The sequence below is a fragment of the Methylomonas sp. BG-2 genome (assembly GCF_057766305.1).
Genome location: NZ_JBYMAP010000316.1, coordinates 1 through 3,698 on the forward strand (window position 1 = coordinate 1; position 3,698 = coordinate 3,698).

The 3,698-nt window shown below is 62.3% G+C and carries 2 protein-coding genes; both read right to left on the reverse strand.

Annotation, left to right across the window (positions count from 1 at the left end; translation table 11 throughout):
* Positions 1 to 2,100, reverse strand: a 2,100-nt coding sequence (locus tag AC3B8H_RS19400) for a DUF4118 domain-containing protein (protein ID WP_488443167.1), incomplete at its 3' end; no start/stop codon positions are given.
* On the reverse strand, positions 2,100 to 3,698 hold a 1,599-nt coding region (locus AC3B8H_RS19405), incomplete at its 5' end, for a PAS domain-containing protein (protein WP_488443168.1). The genes AC3B8H_RS19405 and AC3B8H_RS19400, both read right to left, overlap by 1 nt.

Sequence of the window (3,698 nt, forward strand, 5' to 3'; positions counted from 1 at the left end):
GGCCTGATTGACGTATTCGATCCGGTATTCCAGGTCGGTGATGATAATCGTGTCGGGGCTTTGCTCGACGGTTTGCGCCAGTTTGTGCAGTTGATCGTTGGCGCGCTTGCGGTCGCTAATGTCCTGATTGATGCCGGCCAAGCGCACCGGGCGGCCGTTCGCGTCGAACTGCGCCTGGCCCTTGCTGGTCAGCCAGTGAATTTCGCCGTCCGGCCGCCGTATCCGAAATTCCACGTCGAACGGCTGGCCCCGCAACACTCGGGTTTCCCATTGCCGATCGATTTCCGCCAAGTCTTCCGGATGGATCAGGTCGCGCCATTCCTGGTAGCTGGCCTCGGTCCGGCCCGGCATCCCGTAAAGCCGGGCGCATTCCGGCGACCACTGGCAACGGCCGGCCGCGACATCCAATTCCCAGATGCCGACGTGGGCGCCTTCCTGGGCCATCAGCAGACGTTGCTCGCTGGCCAGCAAGGCTGCCGCCGCGGCCTCGGCGCGTTGTTGGGCGGCCAGCGCATCCTCCATCAGGTTCAGCGCGGCGAGTCGGGCCTGCTGTTGTTCGCGTAACGCCTGTTCCTGGGTTTCCAGCAAGCGCGCTTCCGCCTGTTTACGTTCAGTGACGTCGAAAAACGCGATCAATACGTCGCCGCCCATCACAATGCCGGATACCACCGCGATGCGCTGGCCGCCATCCTTGCAGGCGATGCGGTATTCCGACGCTTCGATGTCGCCGCCGCTGATCGTGGCTCGCAGCACGGCGTTGCTCCAGGTATTCATGACCCGGCTTCGATATTGCGGATCGGGATAGGCCAGCGCCCACCACAGATCGATGTGGGGGAGGTCGGCGCGCTGGTAACCGAACGTGGTTTCGAAACGGAGGTTGGCGTCCAGCAGCGTGCCGTCGCCGCCGACCAGGCAAAGCGGTAGCGGCGCGTTGCGGAACAGGCTGCGGAAACGTTGTTCGCTGGCGCTGACAGCCTCCTGGGCCAGTTTGTATTCGGTAATGTCCTCGACGCTGCCGGTCAAGCCGAGCAAGTCGCCGTTGGCGTCCAATTTCGGCACGCCTCTGGATATGATCCAGCGGCGTTCGCCGTCGGGACGGACGATTTCGGCTTCGCATTGGTAAGGTTTACGCTCGGCTAGCGCTTGCGCGATCGTCGTTTCCAGTTTATGCCAACCGGTGGGTTCGAAGCGGCTGGCGATTTCGGCGAAATTCAACGGCGGTTGGTCGGGCGGATGGCCGAAGATGCGATACATTTCCGCCGACCAGACCGCCTGGTCGGTGTGTGGGTCCCATTGCCAGCTACCCACTTTTGCCAGTTGCTGAGCTTCCCGCAACGAGGCTTCGCTATCCCTGAGCGCGGCCTCGATACGCTTGCGCCGCGAGATGTCTTCGACGACGGTCACGAAGCACCCCGCGCGATTTTCGGCGGCGGCGATCGAACCGACCGTCAGGTTGACCCAGATCGGGGTGCCGTCCTTGCGCAGGTAGCGCTTTTCCAGGCTGTAACGCTCGATGTCGCCGGCCAGCATGCGTTCGATTTGCGCCATGTCGCTGTGCAAGTCGTCGGGGTGGGTGATGTCTTGAAACGACATGCGCATCAGTTCGGCCGCCGAATACCCGACGATTTCGCACAAACGGCGATTGACGTACAACCACTGGCCGTTCGGTGCGACCAGGGCCATGCCCGAGGCGGCGTGCTCCAATACCAGGCGCCAATGCGACTCGGTCGCCTGCAGCTGGCGGGAGCGCGCGGTCTCCCTGGCATGAGAACGATGCAGCTTTCCGCTCAGGCCGCTGACCAGAAGGCCGTTGACCACCAACAGCGCCCATTGCATAGCCTGATGGGTGGTGCCGAATGCAAAGGTGCCGAGCGGCGGTATCAGGCAATATGCGGAAAACAGGCCGGCCGAAGCGGTGGCCAGCACGCCGGGGCCGAAGCCGCCGATTAAGGCACTGAGCGCGATCGGCGGCACGAACAGAATCAAGGTCGGATCGTTGCCGAATTCGTCAGTCAATGCCAGTCTCACCGCGATCGTCAAGCCGGACAGCCATGCCGCGATCCCATAGGCGCGCCAATGGCGGTAGCGATCTTCGCGCATCAAGCGCCTCCGCTCGCGTCGCCAGTCAACCCGCCGCGATTGAGAAAGTCGGTGCGGTAAGGCGGCGCGTCGCCCAGCCGCGCGCTCAGTTCGTTGATTTGCTGCTTCAAGCGGATCATCGCCAGTTCCCGGCCGACCATGGCCCGGTTAAAGCGCTCCAGCTCGGTGTTGCGTAGCGCCAATTCTTCGGTTTGGCGGCGGAGCAAGGCTTCGGCATCCTTGCGTTTGCTGACGTCGGACATCACGCCCACCATGCGCAGAGGTTTACCATCTATCGTGCGTTCGACCACTCGACCCTTGATTCTCAACCATGCCACCGGGCCGGTCGAGTCCGCCCGGCGATAGTCGAAATCCACATCCTGAGCTTCGCCGGCAAAGTGGGCGTTAAAGGCGGCTTGCACTCGGTCGCGGTCCTCGGCCTCGACGCTGCGCAACAAAAACTCGAAGTAGGGCATTGCCGAATCGGACCGGTAACCGGTCATTTCCCGATAACGATGGGTCACATAGGCGCTGCCTTCGGCGATATTCCAGTCCCATAAACCGTCCTCGCTGGCCAGCAAGGCCAATTGCAAGCGCTCCTGGTTGACTAGCAAATGCCGTTCGGCCCGCTTTTTTTCGGTAACGTCGCGGGTCAGACCGCGATAACCTCGCGGCGCGTCGTCGTCCCCGCGAATCGGAACGCCGTTGACCAGGATTTGACAATGCCGGTCTTGGTGGTTGCGGATGCTAACTTCCAGGTCTCGAAACGGCAGGCCGTGTTCGGCGATTTCGGCGAGCGTTTCTTGCAGGCTGGTCGGATCGCCGGCCAACAGATCGAAGAAACTCGCGCCCAGCATCTCGTCGGCGCGATAGCCCAGTTGCTCTTGAATACTGTCGGATACATAGCGGAAGCGCCAGTCGGCGTCGACCTCCCAAATCCAGTCGGCCGACGCCTTGGCAATGTCTTGAAAGCGTGCCTCGCTGATGTGCAAGGCGCGCTCCGCCGCCTTGCGTTCGCTGATATCCAGCGCGTAAGCCATGCGCCTAAGCGGTTTACCGCCGGCGTCCTTGATGACGGTGATGTCAATCATGACCGGGAAACGCCGGCCGGCGCGGTCGATATGCTCGGTCTCGAACACGCCGTGGCCGCTGCGATCCAATTGCGTCAGCCGGCTCTGGATTTGCGGCCAGATTTCCGGCGAATAGACCGTGGCGATGGGTTGGCCGATCAATTCGTCCGGGGCGTAACCGCGTTCGGCCGCGAATTTCGGATTGACGGCCAGGAAACGGTCGTCGGCGGCATTGGCGATCGCCAGGCCGAAATCGGCTTGGTCGAACGCGCGCGCCCACAGTCGCAGGCCGGCTTCGATACGGTCCCGGCCGCGTTTGGCGCGGTAGGCCGTCCATCCGATGCCGAGCAGGGTACAGCCCACCGCCTGCGATAACCAGCCGTAATAACGGCTAAATGCCCGCATTCGCTCGGCGAGCTCGGCGGCGATCAGCGTATCCAACGCTTGCGCCTGATCCTCCAATTCGAAAAAGCGAGTATTTAAGTCGGTCTGTAAATCGGAATCGCCGGAGACATCGGTGCCGACACCGGCCAGCCTTTCCCGAAATTG